General features: G+C 51.6%; 21 protein-coding genes. 10 read left to right on the forward strand and 11 right to left on the reverse strand.

Annotated elements, in window-relative coordinates; all coding sequences use genetic code 11:
• Positions 1–13: 13 nt before the first annotated feature.
• Complete coding sequence (locus EYB30_RS09775) at positions 14–2,602, reverse strand: ExeM/NucH family extracellular endonuclease (RefSeq protein WP_166838739.1); 2,589 nt, start codon at positions 2,600–2,602, stop codon at positions 14–16.
• Between the two features lie 238 nt (positions 2,603–2,840).
• Between EYB30_RS09775 and ppnP the strand changes: the two genes are divergently transcribed.
• The 3 genes from ppnP to EYB30_RS09790 all read left to right on the forward strand — a co-directional run bounded on the left by ppnP (position 2,841) and on the right by EYB30_RS09790 (position 6,867).
• Positions 2,841–3,122 (forward strand): pyrimidine/purine nucleoside phosphorylase, encoded by a 282-nt coding sequence (gene ppnP, locus EYB30_RS09780; RefSeq protein WP_166838740.1) that lies wholly within the window; start codon positions 2,841–2,843, stop codon positions 3,120–3,122.
• Between the two features lie 20 nt (positions 3,123–3,142).
• Positions 3,143–4,945: an ABCB family ABC transporter ATP-binding protein/permease gene (locus EYB30_RS09785; RefSeq protein ID WP_166838741.1), complete on the forward strand. Its 1,803-nt coding sequence runs from the start codon at positions 3,143–3,145 to the stop codon at positions 4,943–4,945.
• Between the two features lie 83 nt (positions 4,946–5,028).
• Complete coding sequence (locus tag EYB30_RS09790) at positions 5,029–6,867, forward strand: M2 family metallopeptidase (protein WP_166838742.1); 1,839 nt, start codon at positions 5,029–5,031, stop codon at positions 6,865–6,867.
• Between the two features lie 60 nt (positions 6,868–6,927).
• Here EYB30_RS09790 and EYB30_RS09795 read toward each other — a convergent pair whose 3' ends face one another.
• The 6 genes from EYB30_RS09795 to EYB30_RS09820 form a co-directional block, all read right to left on the reverse strand.
• Complete coding sequence (locus EYB30_RS09795; RefSeq protein WP_166838743.1) at positions 6,928–7,284, reverse strand: VOC family protein; 357 nt, start codon at positions 7,282–7,284, stop codon at positions 6,928–6,930.
• A gap of 176 nt (positions 7,285–7,460) precedes the next feature.
• Complete coding sequence (locus tag EYB30_RS09800; RefSeq protein WP_166838744.1) at positions 7,461–7,862, reverse strand: DUF4177 domain-containing protein; 402 nt, start codon at positions 7,860–7,862, stop codon at positions 7,461–7,463.
• A 216-nt stretch (positions 7,863–8,078) separates the two neighbouring features.
• Entirely contained in the window at positions 8,079–8,729 is a 651-nt protein-coding gene (locus tag EYB30_RS09805; RefSeq protein WP_166838745.1) for a C39 family peptidase, read from the reverse strand.
• A 648-nt stretch (positions 8,730–9,377) separates the two neighbouring features.
• A complete protein-coding gene (locus EYB30_RS09810; protein WP_166838746.1) occupies positions 9,378–10,052 on the reverse strand; it encodes a nitroreductase family protein in 675 nt (224 codons plus the stop codon).
• A gap of 69 nt (positions 10,053–10,121) precedes the next feature.
• The gene (yjjG, locus tag EYB30_RS09815) at positions 10,122–10,805 is read right to left on the reverse strand and encodes a pyrimidine 5'-nucleotidase (protein ID WP_166838747.1); all 684 of its coding nucleotides are present in this window, start codon (positions 10,803–10,805) and stop codon (positions 10,122–10,124) included.
• A 249-nt stretch (positions 10,806–11,054) separates the two neighbouring features.
• The gene (locus EYB30_RS09820) at positions 11,055–11,930 is read right to left on the reverse strand and encodes an MBL fold metallo-hydrolase (RefSeq protein ID WP_166838748.1); all 876 of its coding nucleotides are present in this window, start codon (positions 11,928–11,930) and stop codon (positions 11,055–11,057) included.
• Positions 11,931–12,045: 115 nt separating this feature from the next.
• Between EYB30_RS09820 and EYB30_RS09825 the strand changes: the two genes are divergently transcribed.
• The 7 genes from EYB30_RS09825 to EYB30_RS09855 all read left to right on the forward strand — a co-directional run bounded on the left by EYB30_RS09825 (position 12,046) and on the right by EYB30_RS09855 (position 19,838).
• The gene (locus tag EYB30_RS09825) at positions 12,046–12,795 is read left to right on the forward strand and encodes a sulfite exporter TauE/SafE family protein (protein ID WP_166838749.1); all 750 of its coding nucleotides are present in this window, start codon (positions 12,046–12,048) and stop codon (positions 12,793–12,795) included.
• 22 nt (positions 12,796–12,817) lie between these two features.
• Positions 12,818–13,219 carry a rhodanese-like domain-containing protein gene (locus EYB30_RS09830; protein ID WP_166838750.1) on the forward strand — a complete coding sequence of 134 codons (402 nt, stop codon included), beginning with the start codon at positions 12,818–12,820 and terminating at the stop codon, positions 13,217–13,219.
• A gap of 12 nt (positions 13,220–13,231) precedes the next feature.
• On the forward strand, positions 13,232–13,636 hold the full coding sequence (locus EYB30_RS09835) for a YeeE/YedE family protein (RefSeq protein ID WP_166838751.1): 405 nt from the start codon (positions 13,232–13,234) through the stop codon (positions 13,634–13,636).
• Positions 13,637–13,657: 21 nt separating this feature from the next.
• Entirely contained in the window at positions 13,658–14,065 is a 408-nt protein-coding gene (locus EYB30_RS09840) for a DUF6691 family protein (RefSeq protein WP_166838752.1), read from the forward strand.
• Between the two features lie 109 nt (positions 14,066–14,174).
• The gene (locus tag EYB30_RS09845; protein ID WP_166838753.1) at positions 14,175–15,386 is read left to right on the forward strand and encodes a methyl-accepting chemotaxis protein; all 1,212 of its coding nucleotides are present in this window, start codon (positions 14,175–14,177) and stop codon (positions 15,384–15,386) included.
• A 259-nt stretch (positions 15,387–15,645) separates the two neighbouring features.
• Positions 15,646–16,722, forward strand: a complete 1,077-nt coding sequence (locus tag EYB30_RS09850; RefSeq protein WP_166838754.1) for an efflux RND transporter periplasmic adaptor subunit — start codon at positions 15,646–15,648, stop codon at positions 16,720–16,722.
• The gene (locus tag EYB30_RS09855; RefSeq protein ID WP_166838755.1) at positions 16,719–19,838 is read left to right on the forward strand and encodes an efflux RND transporter permease subunit; all 3,120 of its coding nucleotides are present in this window, start codon (positions 16,719–16,721) and stop codon (positions 19,836–19,838) included. The genes EYB30_RS09850 and EYB30_RS09855 overlap by 4 nt, the downstream gene beginning before the upstream one ends.
• Here EYB30_RS09855 and EYB30_RS09860 read toward each other — a convergent pair.
• The 4 genes from EYB30_RS09860 to EYB30_RS09875 are packed head-to-tail and all read right to left on the reverse strand — an operon-like array spanning position 19,835 to position 22,742.
• The gene (locus tag EYB30_RS09860) at positions 19,835–20,734 is read right to left on the reverse strand and encodes an FAD:protein FMN transferase (RefSeq protein ID WP_174978743.1); all 900 of its coding nucleotides are present in this window, start codon (positions 20,732–20,734) and stop codon (positions 19,835–19,837) included. The genes EYB30_RS09855 and EYB30_RS09860 overlap by 4 nt on opposite strands.
• 21 nt (positions 20,735–20,755) lie before the next feature.
• Positions 20,756–22,045, reverse strand: a complete 1,290-nt coding sequence (locus EYB30_RS09865) for a DUF3570 domain-containing protein (RefSeq protein WP_166838756.1) — start codon at positions 22,043–22,045, stop codon at positions 20,756–20,758.
• Positions 22,036–22,266, reverse strand: coding sequence for a DUF4266 domain-containing protein (locus EYB30_RS09870; RefSeq protein WP_166838757.1), 231 nt, complete (start codon positions 22,264–22,266; stop codon positions 22,036–22,038). Before EYB30_RS09870 ends, EYB30_RS09865 begins: the two co-directional genes overlap by 10 nt.
• Positions 22,267–22,271: 5 nt before the next feature.
• Positions 22,272–22,742 (reverse strand): TlpA disulfide reductase family protein, encoded by a 471-nt coding sequence (locus tag EYB30_RS09875; protein ID WP_166838758.1) that lies wholly within the window; start codon positions 22,740–22,742, stop codon positions 22,272–22,274.
• Positions 22,743–22,777: the final 35 nt, after the last annotated feature.

Genomic DNA, 22,777 nt, shown 5'->3' on the forward strand with positions numbered 1-22,777 from the left:
GTGCTAAGCTGCCTTAGTTAAAGCTTACCACTAACTCTGCTGAACAGCTGCCCGTGCTGTGCTGACAAATCTGATAGGTTACCGCAGCAGCGTCTGAACGGAAGCTATCATTCACCCGGCCTGAGGGGTTTAAGTCTCTGACCGCCACATTATCGCGATACAAGGTTAAACCGTTGGCATGACCACTAAAGCGCAGCTGCACCAGGCTTTGTCCTGAGCGCGAGCGCACAGTACGCAACAACTGTAGCGTAACATCCAGTGGCGGTATGGCTGCTGGCAAGTCCAGCGCTACGATCACCGGATCATGATCTGATGAGCGATACGCATCTGCAGCATAGTAATCCAGCTGTTGTTGCGGTGTTTTAAATTCCAGGTTGTAATCCAGCGCTATTGGCTCGTCGGCATTGATGTTCCATTTCGCCGCATCAGCCAGATGCTGCAGCGCCATATCATTTAACAGTGCATGATCCAGCGAGCCCGACAAGCCAGAGAACACATAGCCATGGCCTGGCACCTTACCCAGTGCTTCAAACACATTGATATAGCCCTGCTGTGACAGCGTGGTTATGGGATCTTCTTTGGCATAGGCATTTAAATCACCAATCACCAGCGCCGGTACATCAGCAAACTGCGCCTGGGCAAAAACAGCGATGGCCTGGGCGGCGCGGGTACGGCTGATATTACAGTTACCCTGGCCATCACCGGTATCACTGTCATCGGCGCCACAACCAGAGCCCTTAGATTTTAAATGGTTTACCATCACCGCAAATTCAGCATCGTTATCCAACAGCTTAAAACGCTGCGCCAGCATCGGCCGGTTACGGCTATCATCAAATAAGGCTACGCCTTGCTCATCGACAGCTGAATTGCTGGAATCCAGCACTTGTAATGCGCCAGCTGGCGTCACCCAATCGCCGCGGTATATTAATCCCACCGCAATTTCGTCACTGCCTACCGGGCCTGCGGCACTGACATACTGCCAGCTGGCATTACCCGATGCGGCTCTTAGGCCATTGACCAAATCGGCTATCGCCGACGTATCGGCGTAACCGTCGTTTTCAATTTCCATCAGGCCAATCACGCTGGCATCCAGCGCGACCATGGCGGCGAGAATTTTCGCGCGCTGCCGCTCAAACTCAGCACTGTTATCCGCACCGCGTGAGGTGGGGAAACCGCCCCCCAGGCCATCACCGTTGAAATAGTTCAGCACGTTAAAGCTGGCGATTTTAACATTGCCGTCAGCCGCCAGTTCCGGCGCAGCGGTGCGCGGGTTAGACTGAATAAAATCAGGCAGTTGGGTTGGCATAATGCGGTACTGATTAAAGCCATAATGCACAGTACCGGTCAGGTTCATCACCGTATCGCCGCTACGCACGGTATTGGCAGCAGACAAGCCGCCGACCGGGTAAGGTACTGTTGCCGGGTTTTGTACCGTGCTGGCGTCATCCAGCACAATTTTGTTCAGTTCATGCTGTGCCGCCAGCGCTATGGCATCAGGCCCAGGGCTCACCACCTGGGTTGGCGTGTAGCGCCGGCCATTGGCAAGGGTCAGCTCACCAAAACGGCCCAGCGTAAAGGTATCATTTACCGTTAGCGTCTGGTCAAAGCGCACCAGCATACCTTCCAGCGCTTCCCACTGTGCCAGGCTGCTCACCGGTAAACTAACCGTTTGTGGCTCAGGTAAAGCGCTGGTACCGCAATCCAGGCTGGCGCTGATATTACTCAGTTGGGTATGGCCATTAAACTCTGCTACCGTGCCCAGCAAGCGTATGCGCTGGCCGGCAGATACGGCCAAATCTGTGCTATTTACATAAACAAAGACGCCCTCAGAGCTGGCTGGATCGTTATCCTGCTCGGCGCCGACAGCCTGAATATTATAACCACGTAGTCCTGGCAGAGCCTGGGTAACAACGGCCTCTACCTGCACTTGTTGCCCTAACAGCGGACTGCTGGCACCAGGCCCCTGAATGGCTGAGATCGCTGTGGCTGGCTCACCACAGGCTAATACCGGATCAGGATCCGGCTCTGGGTCCGGATCAACCGGGCCACCACCTTCGCCATTAAACAAGCCAATATCGCTAAAGTCATCTTGCGCAAACCCCAGCCATTGTTCGGCAGGGGCAAAGCTATCGCCCGGATCAGTATCATAACTTACCGCAGCGCGGCGTAAGGTGTCGTTTGCCGTGGTAATGCTGCCACTGCCCCAGGCCGAGCCCGGGTCAACGCCAAGCTGACCAATAGAGTCAACCACCACACCATTTTTTTCCAGCGTAATGGCATCGTCACCGTTCCATAAACTCTGGCTGGATGTTTGGTCGGCCAACGCCACTAAGTCGGCAACGGCACTGCTGGAAGCATAAACAAAGGTGCTGCCAGGTTGTATTGTGCCTTGCAGGTTAATTGTGGTGCCGGCGCTATTGCTGCCGTTAAAATACACTTTAACCGCATAATCGCTAAGCGAAATGGCGTCAGCGCCCGGGTTATACAACTCCAGCGCTTTATTATTGCCAGAGCCCTCAACATATTCAGAAATAAATACTTCGGCAGTAACTGCCGGTGCCAGTAACATGGCAATAGTTGCTGATAGTGTCCTGAGTTTCATTAGTGTTCCTTGGTTGTTGTTATAGAACACCCCACTATAAGACGCTTTTATGTCTATTTCATTAAGCAAAAGCGGATACCCAAGGTTATTTTTTAACATGGTAACGTCAATTTTATTTACATAGTGCTTATCTCGTCAGCGGATAAGCCATAAAGATGGCTAAACAGTAAAAAAGCCCTATGCAACCTTAGTCAGATCAGGTTTACTGTCTGTTGATGACAGCAACAGGAATTCAAATATGTTTAAGGTAAATCAGTATTTTGATGGCAAAGTCGCCTCTATCGCGTTTAACGGCGAGCAGCTGCCAGCCACTGTCGGTGTCATGGCACCGGGTGAATACGAATTTGGCACCAGCCAGCACGAAGTGATGACAGTAATAAGCGGTGCCTTAACGGTGTTGCTGCCCTGCGCCAACGGCTGGCAAACCTATAGCCGCGGCCAGCAGTTTGAAGTGCCGGCCAACAGCAAATTTCAGTTGCAGGTTGCTGTGGATACCGCTTACCTTTGCACCTATGCCTGAAGCAGTAGCAAGGATTAACCATGCGCGGTATGCGCTCTGCAGCCAAACAGCCCGAACCCACTAAGCGCGCGGAAGCCACCAATTTAACGCAAACGCTGGCCATGTTATGGCCGTATTTATGGCAGTTTAAATACCGGGTACTGCTGGCCTTGCTGGCGCTGATCGCCGCAAAAGCGGCGGTATTACTGATGCCGGTGGCGTTAAAATACATTGTCGACGCGCTCGATACCGGCCAGCAGCCGCTGTTAGCATTGCCCGTCGCCTTGTTGCTGTTGTATGGCGGCCTGCGCTTTGCCGGGGTGTTTTTCGGTGAGGTACGTGATGCGCTGTTTGGCCGCGTAACTGAACATGCCATGCGTAAACTCGGGCTTAGGGTATTTCAGCATCTGCACAGTTTGGAACTGGCGTTTCATCTGGACCGGCAAACCGGCGGCATCAGCCGCGATATCGAGCGCGGCACCAATGGCTTAAGCTTTCTGATGCGCTTTTTAATGTTTAATATCGCGCCGACGCTGTTTGAAATTCTGGCTGTCGCCGTGATTTTTGCCACCCTGTTCTCGCCGCTGTATTCACTGGTAACGGTAGTCGCCGTTGGCATCTATATCTTTTTTACCGTAGTGATTACCGAGTGGCGTAATAAATATACCCGCGAAGCCAACCAGGCCGACAACACCACCAACAGCCGCGCCATCGACAGCCTGCTGAACTATGAAACGGTTAAATACTTTAATAACGAGCAGTATGAAGCGCAAACCTACGACAGCTTTTTGGCCAAATGGGAAACGGCGCGGTTAAAAAACCGCTTAAGTCTGTTGGCGCTGAACTCGGGCCAGGCGCTAATTATTGCTGCTGCGATCACCGCACTAATGTGGCTGGCAGCCGATGAAGTGGTACAGCAAAAGCTGACACTGGGCGATCTGGTGATGGTAAATGCCTATATGATCCAGCTGTTTTTACCGCTGAATTTTTTAGGCTTTGTCTACCGCGAAATTCGCCGGGCACTAACCGATCTGGAAAATATGCTTGGCTTACTTAAGCGTCAGCCGCAAATTGTCGATGCCCCGGATGCAAAGCCTTTAGTGCTAAGCGCTGGCGCTATCCGCTTTGACCAGGTGGATTTTAGCTATCAGCCGCCACGGCCCATTTTGCAGCAACTGAGCTTTGATGTGGCTGCGGGCAGTAAGATCGCCATCGTTGGTGCCAGCGGCGCCGGTAAAAGCACTATCGCCCGCTTACTGTACCGTTTTTACCCGCTAACCGGCGGCCGGATCTGTATTGATGGTCAGGATATCAGCACGCTAACGCTGGACAGCCTGCGCCGCGCTATTGCGATAGTGCCGCAGGATACCGTGCTGTTTAACAGCAGCATCCGCGACAATATCCGCTATGGCCGCCCCGATTCCAGCGAGGCCGAGATTGATCAGGCCATTAAGCTGGCGCATTTAGCGGGCTTTATTGCCAGCTTACCCAAGGGTGATGCTACGGTGGTCGGTGAACGTGGCTTAAAAGTCTCCGGCGGTGAAAAGCAGCGTATTGCTATCGCCCGCGCGATTTTAAAAGGCTCACCCATTTTAGTGTTTGATGAAGCGACCTCAGCGCTGGACTCGGCTTCAGAACAAGCTATTTTGCAGGCCATGCGCGACGTCGCGCGCAACCATACCAGTGTGGTCATTGCCCACCGCTTATCAACCATTACCGATGCTGACACTATTATGGTGCTGAAAAACGGCCAGTTAGCTGAGCAAGGTAGTCATCAGCAGCTGTTAGCGGCCGCTGGCGAATATGCCCGTATGTGGCAGCTGCAGCAAAAACAGCAGCACTAAAGCCCGCCTTTCTGGCTTGCCCGCGACAGACTTACTATACTGGCAACGCTTATTACAATAACAACATATAACAGGGGATCACGATGACACCTTTTAAACTTTCGCTGACAGCCGCCTTAGTGGGGTCAGCGCTGTTACTGGCCGGCTGTGGCGAAAAGCAGCAAGCCACCACGGCCAGCAAAGCGGAGCAGCGCGCCTTAACTGAAGCTGATGCGCTGGCGTTTTTAGCAGAAACCGAGACTAAGCTGGTACAGCTGTATAAAGAGTCCAACCGCGCCGAATGGATTTATGCCAACTTTATTACCGAAGATACCGCCTCGTTAGCGGCCGATGTTAACGAAAAACTCACCGTAGAAATGGTCAATCTGGCCAGTGCTGCGGCAAAATTTGACCAGGTAGCCTTATCAGCCGACAGCAGGCGCAAGCTGGACAAACTCAAACTGGCGCTGACCTTACCGGCACCACAGGATGCAGCGAAAACCGCCGAAATGGCAAAAATTGTCGCAGAACTGGGCGGCATGTATGGCAAAGGTAAATATTGCAAAGCCGATGGCAGCTGTTTATCGCTCGGTGAAATGTCAGCCATTATGGCCAGCAGCCGCGATTATGACGAACAACTGGAGATGTGGCAGGGCTGGCGCGAAATCAGCAAACCGATGCGGCCACTGTACAGCCGTTTGATAGAGCTGACCAATGAAGGTGCCAAAGAGCTTGGTTATGCCGACACCGGTGCTATGTGGCGCTCTAAGTACGATATGCCGGCTGATGATTTTGCTAAAGAGCTTGACCGCGTCTGGGGCCAGGTAAAACCGCTGTATGAGTCTTTGCATTGCCATGTGCGCAGCAAGTTATCTGCGCACTACGGCGCCGATAAAGTGGCGCTGGATAAACCGATCCCGGCGCATCTGTTGGGCAATATGTGGGCACAAAGCTGGGGCAATATTTACGATCTGGTCGCCCCTGAAGATGCCGATCCGGGTTATGACGTCACTGAGCTTCTGGCCAAACATAACTATGACGAAATAAAAATGGTCAAAGGCGCCGAAGGCTTCTTTACCTCGTTAGGTTTTGCGCCGTTGCCAGACACTTTTTATCAGCGTTCACTGTTTACCAAACCACGTGATCGCGACGTAGAATGCCATGCCTCGGCCTGGGACTTAGACGCCAAAGACGACTTACGCATTAAAATGTGTATTCAGCGCACCGGCGAAGAGTTTTCGGTTATTCACCATGAGCTGGGGCATAACTTCTACCAGCGCGCTTATAAAGATCAACCGGTGTACTTCCAGGAAAGCGCGAATGACGGCTTCCACGAAGCCATTGGCGATACCATAGCGTTGTCGGTAACACCCGATTATTTACAGCAAATTGGTTTGTTGGATAAGGTGCCGGATGAAAGCAAAGACATCGGCCTGCTGTTAAAAATGGCGATGGACAAAATTGCCTTTGTACCTTTTGGTTTGTTAGTCGACCAGTGGCGCTGGCAGGTATTTAACGGCCAGATCACGCCAGCGCAATACAACGACGCCTGGTGGCAGCTGCGTGAGAAATACCAGGGCGTCGCCGCGCCAATAGCCCGCTCAGAAGCTGATTTTGACCCGGGTGCCAAGTACCATGTGCCGGGCAATGTGCCCTACACCCGCTATTTCTTAGCGCATATCCTGCAGTTCCAGTTCCACAAGGCACTGTGTGATATCGCCGGTAACGAAGGTGCGGTGCACCGCTGCTCGATATACAACAGCAAAGACGCCGGCAGCAAACTAAACCAGATGCTGGAGATGGGCTCAAGCCAGCCCTGGCAACAAGCGCTTGAGGTAGTCACCGGCAAACCAGAGATGGACGCTACCGCGATTCTGGATTACTTCGCCCCGCTGCAAGCTTATTTAGATGAGCAAAATAAAGGGCTGCAGTGCGGCTGGTAACCTGGCAACAATAAAAAAACCAAGCCCGCACAAGCGGGCTTTTTAATAGCGCCATCTTGTTTATCGCGTAAACTCACGCAGTTGAATTGGGTTGCCGTCTGAGTCAGCTATGTTGCATACCCTGAATAATGGATTAGACCACTCGCCTGCAAAAGCCTGGCCCCCTAACTCTTGCGCCTTTAATTTTGCCGCTTCAAGGTTATCCACGGTCATAAACAATTTAACGGTATTGAAGTCCGCTTGTGGCAGTGCAATTGGCGGCGTATGAATAATGATATTAAAGCCGTCTTTAACCAGGCTTACCAGCTCTGGTGTTTCGCGTGTGATCTGCATCGAAAAAAGCGCAGTATAAAATTTAGCTAAGTTATTAATATTATTGGAGTAAACTAAAACTCCATTTTTTGCAGGTCCAGTCATTATAAATCCTGTTAGTACGAATGGTTCAAGGCAAACATCCCGCGCCTGTGCACGAATTTGTGAGCAGGCGCTTTAGTTCACGAGAACGGGTTTGTCAGCGGTTTGCCAGCATATACGACGCGGCCAGAAGAGCGGTATTACCTATTGACTCCGAAAAGGCTCATAGGTGTTAGAACTCATTCGATTCTTTCTCGTTCTAGAATAACTACCATGGAGATAGACTCGCCGAACCCCGTAGCCGGTAACACGATCTCCTTCAATCTCCAGCCTGAATCGCCTTCAGCATTTAATAAATTCTGGATGTCAGGCGTACCAGACTTAAAAAGGCTCATCTTAAAGGGTACTTCTACCGTTTTATATTCATATTTTTTCATAACAGGTACTTCCTCGTAATCAAGGTCAGTAATATCAATTTCGAATGTTGCAGCAAGCGCCTTTTTTGTTTCGAGCGACCCTGTTGCTTCTTTTTCGACTCTCTGAATTGTCCTGTGGCTCAGCCCGGAGAATTGAGAAAGCTGCTCTTGAGTCCAAGCTCGACGCAACCGTATTTCGAGAACTAATGCTGCATTAATTTTCATTAACAACTGATTCCTTCGGTTAAATGAAGAACCTATTCTCTAACAAAATGTCGGAAATATTGGCGACAAACATTCGCCATCTATACGTCAGTGACACGACAGCACCTACGTTTCATGAGTTCTAACGCTTTGCTTACCGGCCCGGCGGAGCAGAGCAAGCTTGTGGTAAAGTTTGCGGCGCGTAGTTAGGTCCGAGTACAGCAAATTGTTAGGCAATTACAATGTCGCGTTCAACGGAGTACTTGTTGGCTCAAAGAAAATTGCGTTGTAGTGAAGCCAACGTTGATTAAAATTCCATTTCATCATGAACTCATCATATGTTTGTGTCACTCGAACACCACCATGTGCATCATTAAGATAGATAATCCGTTTTTTGTCATCATAGCCTGTAACTATTCTGTAATGTCCATTAGACCCCACGCCTGACCAATACTGATGAACTATCACTGGCGCTCCGTTGTACACGCTTTCTCTTACTTTATTAAATAGGCGTTCAGGCTCACTAGGCGAAGCCGGTTCATTTTCTAGCATTACATTTTTAACTCGACCGAACCTTTTTAAAAATTCACGCATATTAATTGTTCCGGTTCCAGGGTATTTTGACCAATCAATTGGAGTGCCGCGCAATATTCCTGATTTTATGTAACGTTGCGAACCTGAAAACTGGTTTAACATCGATTTCGCTATATCGTATTGGTCATAGTCACTTTCTCCCCAATACTGAAAAATCATTTGAAGTGTCGCAGGCCCACACAGCTGCTTTCCCTGTTTTACAACCGGGACTTCTAGAACAACACGCTCGCTCTCATATCCAAAGACTTCCAACGAAAAACCAGCCAAAAATATGAGTATTACTAACGTTTTCATATGGTTAGCATATTTAAAGTGCCTAACATTTTGTTCTTGCGCATGCTCGTTTTCTCAATTCCGATAGAGGAAACATGAATTGATAATTCATTAGAAAATAACTATAAATCTTCAACTTCTATTTTCGCTGCCTGGAAAAACGAGTGTGCATTATATTTCTGCCCCCCTCGCGTTTAGTACCTAATCTATAGCATGTAAATAAAACCGGCAACCGGCTTATATGCAGTGTTAACAGCACTTTTGACCGCAAAATCGTGCAACGCCAGAGAAACTGCGGAGTTGCCTGGTTATCGTATCAAGCAGAACCAACAAACCAGAAAAGAAAAACCCGCGAAAGCGGGCTTTTGGTTTTAGAAACTTATCACTTGTTAACGATTGCTCTTTAGCTTCCTTGCAATCCAATAGAACACTAAGCTCATTATCACTGACCACACCAGATAGGCAGGCAATGTGGTCTGTAACATCAATAGGCCGCTTTCAACCCGCTGCTCTTCCACTAAAAACGGTGTTGCCTGTTGGTTAAAGGAATAATTAAAAATAAACAAGCATGCAGCAAAACTCAGCAACGTTAAGCCGGTGTATACCAACAGCGTTTTCACAGGCTGATTATCTCACCTCCAAATTCTAAATCTCTATAGCAAAGCCGCGTTACAAAAAGCTGCAAATTTGCGCAAGGCTTTTCTTTTTCAGCGCATGCTCCGGCACTGTAGCGTCTTCGGCCGGGTAGCCGGTGACAATTAGCATAAAGGGGCGCTCGTTGTCATTGTCGCGGCCGCAAATTTTGCTTAAAAAGCTCATTGGTTTTGGTGTGTGGGTTAAGGTACCCAGGCCGGCATGGTGCAGGGCCTGCAGCAAAAAACCGGTGGCCAGGCCGACGGATTCGTGCACGTAGTAGTTGGTTTTATCGTCCTGCTCGTCGATGCCGCCGCGCTTCTTACTAAATACGGCTATCAGCCAGGGGGCGGTTTCCAGGTAAGCCTTGTTGGCATTGGTGCCCAAAGGTTTTAGCGCATCCAGCCACTCTTCGCCGGCGCGGCCGGCGTAAAAACCTTGCTCCAGCGCTTCGGCTTCGCGGCGGATTTGCTGCTTAACCTGCGGGCTTTGAATGGCCACAAAGTGCCAGGGTTGATGATTGGCGCCGCTTGGCGCTGAACCTGCCGCCAGTATGCATTGCTCAATGACCTCTCGCTCAACCGGGCGGTCAGCGAACTTGCGAATTGAATGACGCCGGCGGATCTCGGCCAGATGCTGTTTGGCCCGCGCCAGCATTTGCTCGGGCGGGTATTCAATAAAATCGGTCAGGGGAACATGCTGCTCTGTCATCTGCGCGGCCTTGCAATAAAAAACTAACGCTGGTTATAGCGAAAATTGCCCGGCTTTACCAGCGCTTAACTAACACTCTGCACTAAGTAACCACTGCTGCAACTGCGCTAAAGCGTTCACCTCTTTATGTGGTGTGATGCCTTCTGGCCGCGCGGCACCGTGACGATTTAGCCAGCAGGTATCGATGCCGGCGTTAATGCCACCCTGCACATCGGCATGCGGGTTATCACCCACCATTAAAATATCTTGCTTCGGCGGGTTGCCCATCAGCGCAAAGGCATGATTAAAAATATCAATATGCGGTTTGGCTACGCCGACTTGTTCGGAAATCACCAGCGGTGAAAATACCTCAGCAAAGCCAGTGCGCTCTAAGCGAATTTGCTGCAGTTCAGTAAAACCATTGGTAATAATGCCCAGCTTAACCCGGCCTTTTAACGCCGTGATCAGCTCAGTGGCGCCCGGCAATGGGGTGCAGATATCCGCCATGGCCTGCATAAAGGCACTGTTCAGCGCCGCTGCACTGGTATTCAGTTTGGCCGCCCAGGGCGTAAAACGGTTTACCTGCAACTGTTTGGCGCTGATTTCGCCCTGCTGATACTGCTGCCACAGCGGCAGGTTAATAGACTGATAGTAATCGTACTCAGTGCTGTCAAACGGGTAATCATGGCGGGAGAACATTAACTGTAAGCCGGCAAAAGCATCGAAATGAAATAAGGTTTCGTCGGCATCGAATAAAATCCACTGGTAACGCACTGCCGTCTCCAAAGCTACACATCTGGCGACAGTTTACCAGCTTACGGCTGAACGACCCAGGCAGGAAACACGCTAAAGTGTTAAAGCCGATATAAAAGCTTACATTTTGTTTCTGACAACAGTGGGCTAAGCGGCGTAAAATTGCGTTATATCAAAGTCGACCGGGCTCTGCTGCTTTAACATCGAAATTGCTTAGTACCTCTTGTTGTATTCGGCCGGTCAGCGCCCCAACCCCTGACCGGCCTTTTTTTATCCCTGCTGTTTTAACGGGATCTTGATATAGCTAACGCCATTTTGCTCTGCTTTGGGTAGCTGACCGGCGCGAATATTCACCTGTACCGACGGGTAAATCAGCCGCGGCACCGCCAGCGTTTTATCACGCGCCTCGCGCTTTTGCACAAACTCCTGCTCTGGCGTGTCGGCTTTAACATGAATATTCTGTGTTTTTTGCTCCAGTACGCTGGTTTGGTATTTCAGCTCGCGGCCACCGGGCTGGTAGTCGTGGCACATAAAAATGTTCGTATCATCCGGCAGCTGATAAATGCGCTGGATTGAACGAAACAGGATATGGGCATCGCCACCGGGGAAATCACAGCGGGCGGTGCCGGAGTCTGGCATAAACAAAGAATCGCCAACAAACAAGTTGCCGTCAATCAGGTAGCTGACGCTGTCATTAGTATGGCCAGGGGTGTTAAGTACCTGCGCTTGCACAGTGCCAATGGTAAAGGTTTCATTGTCGGCAAATAGCTTGTCGAAGTAGTCGCCTTTTGCCAGTAATTCGTCATCGCCAATATTAAATACCAGCTTAAAGGTTTGCTGTACCTTTTTAATCCCCTCGCCTATCGCCACTGGTGCTGCCGTTTTATTGTGCAGGTAATGCGCCGCTGACAGATGATCAGCATGAGCATGCGTTTCCAGGATCCAGACTGGCTTAAGGTTATTGGCAGCCAGATACGCCAGTATCTTGTCGGCATCTTCTGTACTGACCGTGCCGGCTGCGGCATCGTAGTTCAACACCGGGTCAATAATGGCAGCAGCACCAGTGTTATTGTCAGACACGACATAACTGAAAGTGGCGCTGTCCTTGTCAAAAAACATTTCGATATGCACGTTAGCCATGGCCATAAACCCCCATTAAATTAGTATTTGCTAAATTTTGATTGCAGCTTAGCCAAAATCACTCTAGAATGCAATTATTGTTATAAGCATATTCCATTACGTTATATAAGGTAAAGTCATTATGTTAGCCTTACTCGGTGCCATCGTAATAGGGTTAAGCTTGGGGTTATTCGGCTCCGGCGGGTCTATCCTTACTGTACCTGTGCTGCTGTACTTGCTGCATATGCCGGCACAGTTGGCTATTGCGTCGTCGCTGCTAATTGTAGCCGGTATCAGTTTATTTGGCTCGGTGCGCAATGGCTTACAGCGCTTAATCAGCTGGCGCCACGTGTTGTGGTTTGGTATCCCGGGTATGTTAGGTACCTATGGCGGTGCCTGGCTGGGTACGCTAGTGGATGCCCGTTGGCAGCTGCTGGTGTTCTCATTGTTAATGCTGGTGGCTGCAGTAATGATGTGGCACAGCAAGGTGGGTGAGCTGGGTAATGGCAAAGCCTTTAAACCGGTTAAAATTATCATTGATGGCTTAATCGTCGGTGTGGTTACCGGTTTTGTCGGTGTCGGTGGTGGCTTTTTAATTGTACCGGCGCTGGTATTGCTCGGTGGCCTGAGCATGCCGGTGGGGGTTGCCACCAGCTTAGTGATTATTGCCATGAAATCTTTCGTGGGTTTTGCCAAGTATTACTGGGTTATGGCGGCCCAAGGGGTGGTATTTGACTGGGGCACTATTGGCTTAATGATAGTGGCAGGTATTGCCGGCAGCTATGTTGGTGGTGCCGTCGGCAAACGTTTGCCAAAACAGCAGTTGCAGCGCGCCTTTGCTATCTTCCTGGTGCTAATGGCTGCAGTGGTTATTTATCAATCCGTCCTTTAATGTAAGTTAACAGGAGTCTTATATGAAAACCTCACAACAGCTTATTGCAGAAGCCAAAGCGGCGATCAAAGAAGTAAGCATTAATGATTTGCATAACGCACTGAGCGCCGATGCCGAAACGGTGCTGATCGATGTACGCGAGCCGGCTGAATTTGCTCAGCATCATATTGTTGGCGCGGTCAACTATCCACGCGGCGTGCTGGAGATGAATATTCATAACCACCCGGTGGTGGCTGCCAACGGCTGTGAGCCCGAGATGGCACTGGCACAACTGGCACAGAAACCGTTGTATTTAATTTGTCGCTCTGGTGCCCGTTCGGCGTTGGCCACTGAGTCATTGCAACGAATGGGTTTTAGCCAGGTATATTCAGTAGCCGGTGGTATGCAGGCTTGGCTGGATGCCGGTTTTGCCGTTAAACAATAACAGGAGATACAAGTGGAAAACTTTACCCCGGTAGAAGCATTAATGGGTGGCGGCCTTGTTGGCCTTGGTGCACTGATGTTGTTTATCTTCTCTGGTAGGATCGCCGGTATTTCAGGCATTGCCAGCTCAGCCCTGTTTTCAAATGACGGCCGTAGCTGGCGCTTGGCCTTTGTCGCCGGTATTGTGCTGGGCCCTGTGCTGGTAGGTATGCTGCTAAGCGATTTTAGCTACAGCACACCGGTATTAAACTGGCAGCTTATCGTTGGTGGGCTACTGGTTGGGGTTGGCACCGGCTGGGGTAGTGGTTGTACGTCGGGCCACGGCATCTGCGGTATTAGCCGCTTATCCGGCCGCTCTATCACGGCAACCATTATATTTATGCTCAGTGGCATGCTGGTTGCCACCCTGCTGCACTGATCACTTAAGGGGATACTAGCCATGCCTATCGTTATCGCTTTCGTTGCCGGCCTGCTAATGTCAGCCGGTATTGCCTATTCTCAGATGATTGATCCGGCCAAAGTGCTGGGCTTTCTTACGTTAAACAGCCAGTGGGACCCAAGCCTGGTGCTGGTAATGGTCGGCGCGTTGGCCGTGTACGCCAGCGGTTACTGGTTAGTTGCCGCTAAAGACAAGCCATTTTTTGCCGAGCACTTTCATTTACCGACAAAAAAAGAGCTGGATAAACCTTTGTTGCTCGGTTCGGCTATTTTTGGTGCCGGCTGGGGCCTGGTTGGTTATTGCCCGGGCCCGGCATTAGCCGCGCTAAGCAGCGGCAGCCTGGCCACCCTGGTATTTATTGTGGCAATGATTGCAGGCTGGTTTATCAGCCGCAAATTACCAATCTAAGTTGGTCTTGTTTCAGATCAAGCTGTTATAACGCTTGTGGGTCGCAGCCTGCCAAAGGCTATGTTATGCTGATTTTACCTTAGTTTAGCCTGGCAGGACTTGCGACCTTATGAATGGTTTCACTTCCCTTTACCTGTTTATAGAACGTAGCTTTTTTGGCACCTTAAGCCGTAAAATTATTGGCAACATTGGCTTTTTAGCTATTTTCTTTTTGCTGGCGCTGTATCTGGCTTACCCGGAAGGTGGCGCAGATACGCAGTGGTGGGCTTTGCTGGTGTTAGGTCTCACCGCCTTTATCTTTACCATTGGCTATATGCACTATTTAATCGTGCGGCCGGTAAAAGCGCTGGTGTCGGCCTTGCACGACACCAACCGCAAAGGCACCGATTTAAACCACCGCTTACCGGCGTTTACCTATGACGAATTTCGTACTCTGTCAGAAGAATACAACCAGTTTGTCAGCCAGCTTGGCGTATTGCTGGGCGACATTCACCAGCAAGCCCGCGAAACCCATCAGGTAAATGAGCAGGTCTCCTCTGCCGTTAAAAGTACCCGCAGCCATTTGCAAGACACTGAACAGCGCAGTGGCGAGATCCGCCGCGAAAGCGATCAGGTACTGCAAAACCTGGCCGATATCGTGCAACATGGCGATGAGGTGAATCAGGTATCTGGCGTAGCGGTAGATAAAGCCAAAGTCGCCAGCGGCCAGATGCAACAGTTAAGCGGCCAGTTATCCGGTATTGTTAAGCTGTTGGACAGCTTTGCAGCCACGATCAACGGCCTGCATAAAAACTCAGAAAACGTGCGGCAAATTCTGGTGATGGTAGAGACCTTTTCTGATCAAACGAACCTGCTGGCACTGAACGCGGCGATTGAAGCGGCCCGCGCCGGTGATGCCGGCCGTGGCTTTGCTGTCGTGGCCGATGAAGTGCGCACCCTGGCGGCTAAGGTTAATGACGCTACCAAACAAATTTCCGGTTTTTTAAATGAGATGGAGCAGCTGGTCGGCGAAACCCGCAATGAATCACAAAGCCTGAACCAGCAGGCGCAGCAGGCTCAGCAACAAATTGCCGATACCAGTGACGAGTTCAGCCAGTTGCAGCAAGAGCTGCAGCAAGCCAAAGCAGGCATCCAGAGTATTAACCAGACCGTGCTACAACTGGAGCAGCGCTATCAGCAAACCCATCAGCATTTAAGTGCGATTGAACAGGTTACCAGCGATGCTTACAGCCAGATGGCGTCGATAGATCAGGCGGCCAAAGATCTGCTTAGCGGCACCGCCCGTACCCAGCAGCAATTAGGCCGTTTTGCCCGCAGTTAAAAGAAATACTGTGCAACCTTGGCGAATCGGATTGCCCACGCCAACACGCCGTAAACCCATCCCTGGGGGCTCGTCTCAGCCCGTCCAGGGCTTCAACGGTTAGCTTAGGGCAATCCGATTCTTATCCGGTGATACGTTCTGTATTAATTAGTACGCCATATTTGCTTACAGTTAGCTGCTTGCTGACATTCATGCCTGTAGGTATATTTTACCACCGTGGCCAAACTGCCCTTAACCTCTTTGCCGTCAAGGATGCTTTATGCTTAAAACACTGCCCCGCTCTCCTGTAATTCTGGCCGTTATTCTTGGTGTCGCCTTAGTGCTATGGCTGTTAAGCGGCGACAATTTCAGCGCACAGCAAGGCGCGCCGGCAGCACAACAGCTACCGGAAAAGCAGCTGCCACAGGTAGAAACCCGCTGGTCTGAGGCGCAGCCGTATCAGGCAACTCAGATAGCCCAGGGACAAGTGTTGCCGTGGCGTAGCGTTAGCATTAAATCGCAGCAGGCCGGGCGCATCGAGGCCTTGTTCAAGCAGCAAGGTGATAGCGTGCAGCAGGGCGAGCAGTTATTGCAGATCTCAGATGAAGGCCGCAGCGCTATGCTGGCACAGGCCAAAGCCAATTTGACGCTGCGTAAAAGTGAACTGGACAGCGCCCGTGCACTTGGCAAGTCGCAGTTTTTATCGGCCACCGAGCTTACCCGCTTACAAAGTGAACTGGCCAAAGCCGAAGCCGAATGGCAAACCGCCAGCCTGGCGCTTAGCCAGACCCGCCCCGAAGCGCCGTTTAACGCTATGGTAGACCGCCGCCACATTGAAGTGGGCGATGTAGTACAAAGCGGCACTGCACTGCTGCAACTGGTACAAATAGACCAACTTAAAGTAACAGCACAAATTCCGCAGCAGCATATTAGTGCGCTGCAAACCGGCCAACAAGCCAATATTCGCCTGCTGGATGGCCGTGAACTGCAAGGCAAGCTGAGTTTTATCAGCTATGCCGCCGATAATGCCACCCGCAGCTTTTATATTGAAGTGACGGTAGCCAACCCGCAGCTGTGGCGCATTGCCGGCGCCAGTGCCACAGTGGAAATACTGCTGGATAGCGTGCAGGCGCATCAGGTATCACCGGCACTGCTTAGCCTGGATAACAGCGGCCAGCTGAATATTGCCGTAGTCGATGACCGCCAGCAGGTGCAGTTTTATCCGGTGACTATTTTAACTGCCGATAATAACGGCGCCTGGGTTAGCGGCCTGCCACAGCGGGCGCGCATTATTACTCAGGGCGCAGGCTTTGTTAGCAGCGGCGACACAGTGCGTCAGGGCGGAGATAACACATGAACCAGCTAATTCAGGCGGCTATTGCGCGCAGCCGCGCCAGCATGATGCTGCTACTGTTTTTATTTATCGCCGGTATCAGCGCCTATCAGTCGATCCCGAAAGAAGCCAACCCTGATGTCGCCATTCCGATGATGTATGTGTCAATGTCACTCGATGGTATCAGCCCGGAAGACGGCGAGCGTTTGTTAGTAAGGCCAATGGAGCATGAACTGCGCTCACTGGAGGGCATTAAAAAAATGACCTCGACCGCCAGCGAGGGCCATGCCTCGGTGATGCTGGAATTTGACGCTGGTTTTGATGCTGACAAAGCGCTGGCTGATGTGCGGGTAAAAGTAGATGCCGCCCGCTCCAAGCTGCCAAGCGAAGCCGATGAACCAACGGTAAACGAAATTAACGTCGGCTTGTTTCCGGTGTTGTCCGTCGGTTTATCCGGCCCGGTATCGGAAAACCAGTTAGTGTTTATAGCGCGCCAGCTGCAGGAAAACATTGAAGCCATTCCCGAGGTGCTGGAAGTCGACATTGGCGGTGACCGCGAAGACTTGCTGGAAATCGTGGTCGACCCGCAAGTGCTGGAAGGCTATGGCCTGGATTATCAGCAGCTGTTTAGCCTGGTATCCAACAACAACCGGCTGGTGGCCGCCGGTAGTTTAGACACCGGCGCCGGCCGGATGGCGATGAAAGTGCCGGGCGTAATTGAAGATCTAAACGATGTGCTGTCGATGCCGATTAAAGCCGATGGCGATACGGTGATTACCTTTGGTGATGTGGCCACCATCAGCCGCAGCTTTAAAGACCCACTGGGTTTTGCCCGTATTAACGGCCAGCCGGCTGTGGTGCTGGAAGTAAAAAAACGCGCCGGTGCTAACATTATCTCCACCATTGAGCAAACTAAGGCACTGATCGACAAAGCCAGCAGCCAGTTTCCGGATGGCATGCAAATTAACTACATTATGGATCAGTCCAAAGAAGTGAAAAACATGCTGTCAGACTTACTGAACAACGTGTTAACCGCTGTGGTGCTGGTGCTTATTCTGATTGTCGCCACCATGGGCGTGCGCTCCGCCTTGCTGGTAGGCATTACCATACCCGGCGCTTTTTTTGCCGGTATTTTAATGATTGCCGCGCTGGGCTACACGATGAATATAATCGTGTTATTTGCACTTATTCTGGTGGCCGGCATGCTGGTTGATGGCGCTATAGTGGTTAGTGAACTGGCTGACCGCAACCTGGCTGAGGGCCAGGTGCCGAAACAAGCCTGGGCCAATGCGGCCGGCCGTATGGCCTGGCCTATTATTGCCTCTACCGCCACCACTGTGGTGGTATTTATGCCGCTATTGGTATGGCCCGGTGTGGTCGGCCAGTTTATGAAGTACCTGCCCGCCACGGTGATTTTATGTTTAATCGCCTCGCTGTTTATGGCGCTGATTTTCCTGCCGGTAATGGGCGGCTTATCCAAAGCCCGACCGCCGGTGCATGAAGTGCAGCAAAGCGCTGCCGGCAAGGCGTATCGTCATCTGCTGCAACGTTTGCTGCACCGCCCCGGCCTGACGTTCGCCGGCATGCTCGGCGCTATGGCGCTGATCTTTGTCGCCTACGGCAAATACAACCATGGCCTGGAGTTTTTTCCGTCGGTCGAGCCGGAATCGGCCCAGGTTTGGGTACGGGCACGCGGCGATATGTCGATTTATGAAAAAGATGCGCTACTGCAACAGGTCGAACAGCGCCTGCTTGGCTTGTCTGAGGTAAAAGCGCTGTACGCCCGCTCTATGGCAAGCGCTGGCGGCGAACTGGCGCCCGATGTGGTCGGCACCTTGCAGTTTCAGTTTATCGACTGGCATGACAGACGCCGCGCCGCGGCCATTTTAGATGATATGCGTGCGCTTACCGCCGATATTCCCGGCATTATTCTGGAGTTTCGCCAACAGCAGGAGGGGCCGGCCGCCGGTAAACCGATTGAATTACAAATCAGCAGTATGCAATCGGCAGATACCGAACAGGCTGTAACACAGATCATTGCTAAAATGCGCGAATTGGGTGGCTTTATCGACATTGAGGATGACCGCAGCCTGCCCGGCATTGAATGGCGCATTGAAGTAGACCGCGCAGCCGCCGCCCGCTTTGGTGCCGATGTGCTAACCGTGGGCAATGCGGTACAGATGATCAGTAATGGTTTACTGCTGGCAAAGTTCCGCCCGGAATACGCCAGTGATGAAGTGGATATCCGGGTACGCTTTCCACAAAACTGGCGCTCGTTGGATCAACTGGGCCGGTTAACCATTCAAACCGCCCGTGGTCAGGTGCCGCTAAGTAACTTTATCAAACTGGTGCCAGCAGCAAAAACCAGTGTGGTCAAGCGGATTGATGGAAACAGAGCCGTAACAATAAAAACCGATTTAGCCGAGGGATTTCAGGTTAGCGAGCGCTTACAGGCACTGCTTGGCAGCGATATTAAGTTGCCGGATACGGTGCTGGTAAAAACGGCCGGTGAAAGCGCCGATCAGCAAGAAGCGATGACGTTTTTACTTGGGGCCTTTGCCACGGCAATCTTTTTAATGCTGATGATTTTGCTGGTGCAATTTAACAGCTGGTACCAAAGCCTGTTAATTTTGTCGGCGATTATCTTCTCTACCGCCGGGGTATTACTGGGCCTGCTGGTCAATGGCCAGAGCTTTGGCATCGTTATGGTCGGCATGGGCATAATTGGCCTGGCCGGTATTGTAGTGAATAACAACATTGTCCTTATCGACACTTACAATCAGCTACGTGACAGTGGCCTGAGGGCGCTGGATGCGGCGCTGGAAACCGGTTGCCTGCGCCTGCGCCCGGTGCTGCTAACCTCGGTTACCACTGTGCTGGGCCTGATGCCGATGGTACTGGCGGTGAACGTTAATTTACTTCAGCCCAGCCTGGGCTTTGGTGCGCCGTCCACCCAGTGGTGGACTCAGCTGTCCAGTGCCATTGCCGGTGGTTTAACCTTCGCCACGGTACTGACACTGTTTTTAACCCCCTGCATGCTGGTACTGGGCGAAAAACTGCGGCCGCGTAAGGTGCAGCCGGATAGTGCCGTGCCAAACAGCAGTGATGATATTGCCCTGTTGCTAAAAAAGCGGGCCTAATCCACTAACCAGTATTGCAGTTGCTGTGCCTGTAAAAATGCCTCAGCGTCCTCGCCCTGCAATAAGGCCGTGGTAGCCAGCAAGCCAGCCAGCAAACAATTGGGGGCGGCTACGGTAACCGAACGCGGCGCCTTACTGACTGGCCAGCCGGTTTTCGGGTTTAAAATATGGCTGTAACGTATGCCGTCTTTCAGTAAAAAGCGCCGGCTGTCGCCACTGGTGGCCAGCGCGCCCTGGCTTAAGCCAACGGCAGTTATCGCCTGATCGGCCAGACTTGGGTGTTCAATACCAATACGCCATAAGCTACCATCAGCGCGCGGCCGGTTGCACGCCATATCGCCGCCAAAGTTCACCACTATACTGGGCGCAGCATCGGGCGCAAACTGACTGCTAAGTAGCTGTAGCACCTTATCCACCGCATACTCTTTGGCAATACCGCCTAAATCCAGCTCCATGCCCGCGGGTAAAAACAGCTGGTTGGCATCAAGCCTGACCCTATGCCAGCCAATAAAGGGCAGCAAAGCATCCAGTTGCTGCTGACTGGCAATATTGTCTGAACCGTCAAACTGCCAGGCACGACGTAAAATGCCGCTGCTGATATCAAACAAACCAGCGCTAAGGATATAGCAGGTGTTGGCAAACTGCAGCAGAGCTGCCGTTTCAGGATCAAGGTGCTGCCATTGGCCGGTATGACAATTAAGCTGGCTTAACACACTGTCGCTGCGATAACGGCTGTATTTTTGCTCTATCCGCTGCGCCTCCTGTGCGGCAAGCTGTGTCAGTTTGCTGCACAGGGCCTGGTCCTGCTGTTCCAGCAAGATCTCGCACGGACTGGCCATAGCTCGAAACTGGCCAACCACACAGTTGCTACCCCGCTGCAGGCTGATAGCGCTCATCAGTGTTCCTCTGAATGTGTTTCAGAAAGAATAACTGACCTGCGCCATCACCGCAGTGACTTTTTCATACAGCTGCATATCGGCCAGTATGCCCGGCGCTGCTACGCCATCGTTTTCTGGTTTTTGCTGATACAGTGCAATACGGAATGACAACTCATTACCTGCCGCCAGCCTGGTACCAAACTTGGCGCCCAAAGTGTAGGCCGTCATTTTACCAATACGGTAATCGGCGCTAGCAAATTGCGGCAGCGGTTCAGTTTGCAGGATAAAAGGCAGATAAAACTCGGCTGCACTTTGCTGGTAGTAACGCAGCTGCGGTTCAACATACCAGCGCTCGCCCAGCGGCAAACGCCATTTCACATCAGCAGTATGCGAATTTAGCTCCCAGTCATCCCACATATAGCGATAAGACGCATCGAGGAAAGTCCCGCTTAAATGCAACTTGTTCTGCCAGTATAAGCTGTGCTTGGTGCGTTTATCCGGCCGGCTTTCATACAGATTTTGCTGCACTTCGCCGTTGCTGTTCACCACACTGACCAGCTTAAACGGATCTGTCATATAGCCATCCGCCACACTGAGCGAGTAATTAAATTGCATTAACCAGTCACGGTTTATCACCTGTGTCAGGCCAAGCAGCAAATCTAAGGTGTCTTTAGTGTCATCAGCTCTGTCACGTGTAGCGGCAAAGGCGGCCTGGTAGCTTGCATCGTCGGCAAAATCGCTGCGCAGCAACATAGGTGCAAAAGCGCTGGCAATGCCGCCTTCCGGTGAAATCGTATCATGGCTAAATGCCAGGCCCAGTGAAACTGTGGTGTTTTTCTGGTTAAAATCACGTGCCAGCGAACCGTTTAGCCCCAGCGACAAATAATCGTATTCTTTCGATACATGGCCGCCACCGCTAACACGCCAGTTTGGCGCCAGCGGTTGCTCCCAGCTGGCATCCAGCTGCACCCGGGTGTCGTGAAAGGTATCATCCAGCGGTGTATCACCGGGCGCCACATCATAACTACCGCGCCCCGATGGCCGGGTGAAACTCTGTACGTAAGGCTGCGCTACAGCACCGGTCGCCGAGGCACCGGTTAGCGCATCGACGACTAACCCCAGGTTAAGGTATTTATCATCACCAAAATCGCCGCGGGCAGTAAAAACGCCTTCGCCAGCGCTAACGCGGTCTGTTTCGTTGTACAGCAAAATAGCACTGTTAAACTGCCAGTCGTCCAGTAAGGTGCCGGCTTGTGCTTGCTGCCCCAACACCGCACAGCTGGCCGCTGCCAGCGCGGCACTAATGTTTGCCAGTTGTTTTAATTGCATCCGCAACCTCCGCCGGCAAAACTACGGCCGCCACTGCTGCCTTCTTTACTAAAATAAATATGATCGTCCAGCCGGTTATCCAGCGGCGCACTGTTCAGCGCCATTTCGTCTTTAGCCAGGATATCGCGCTCCCAGGGCTTCACGCCCAGGCTGCTGCAGCCGCTTAATGCGCCAAGCAGTGCAATGGCAGTAATGCCGCTGATTATCTTAGTGCCTTTCATTGTACTTACTCCTCTGCCAACAACTGGCGGATCTGTGTTTCATAACCAGCGATATCGGCTTGTTTAAAACCAATATGGCGATAACGAATTTGGCCTTTTCTATCGATCAGAAAACTGCTGGGCATACCCATCAGCTGATATTGCTGCGCCAGCGCACCCGCCTTGTCGTACAGCACGGCAAACTCCGCCGGTACTTGCTGTAAAAACTGCGTCGCGTCGTTACGCTCACTGTCTTCATTTACCGCCAGTACCAGCAAGCCATCGCCGCCATGGCGTTGCTGCATAGCATTTAACCAGGGAAAGGATTTACGGCAGGGCGTACACCAGGAAGCCCAGAAATCGACCAGCAGCACTTTACCTTTCAGCTGCTGCATACTACTGACCGGACTCCCGTCAAGTTCACTAAGTTCAATCGCGCCGGCAGCGCCACTTAGCCCCCATACTGCCAGCACTGCTGTTATTAACCGATACCGCATAGCACCTCCACTTACATTCAGCTCAGGCTAACGGG

Origin of the sequence: Rheinheimera pleomorphica (genome assembly GCF_011634895.1) — a bacterium.
GTDB classification, from domain to species: Bacteria; Pseudomonadota; Gammaproteobacteria; order Enterobacterales; family Alteromonadaceae; genus Alishewanella; species Alishewanella pleomorphica.